This window comes from Pseudomonas sp. H1h (assembly GCF_000633255.1).
Taxonomy (GTDB): domain Bacteria; phylum Pseudomonadota; class Gammaproteobacteria; order Pseudomonadales; family Pseudomonadaceae; genus Aquipseudomonas.
Map to the genome: position 1 here is coordinate 1 of NZ_AYMJ01000049.1, position 373 is coordinate 373.

1 protein-coding gene is annotated in these 373 nt (G+C 59.8%); it reads left to right on the forward strand.

The window, feature by feature from the left end; translation table 11 throughout:
• Positions 1-373, forward strand: a 373-nt coding sequence (locus U862_RS29245; protein WP_157836088.1) for an immunoglobulin-like domain-containing protein, incomplete at both ends; no start/stop codon positions are given.

Sequence of the window (373 nt, forward strand, 5' to 3'; positions counted from 1 at the left end):
GGCAATTACGAGAATCTGGTCGCTGACAAGACGCCGGTTTCGACCAACGTCACTGACACTGTCGACACCACTAACCTGTCGCTGACTGCCACTGGCACCGTCGCTGAAGGTGGTGCGATCGTTTACACCGCCACTCTGACCAACCCAGCTGGCACGCCAGTGACCGTGACTCTGTCCAACGGCGCGGTGATCACCATCGAGGCCGGTAAAACCACCGGCACCGTGACCGTTCCGGCACCCGCCGATGACGTTTACAAAGATGCCGGTAAAGTCGAAGCAACCATTTCCACCGCCACCGGTGGCAACTTCGAAAACCTGGTGCCAAGCACCACGCCGGCCGTGACCAACGTCACCGACACCATCGACACCACCA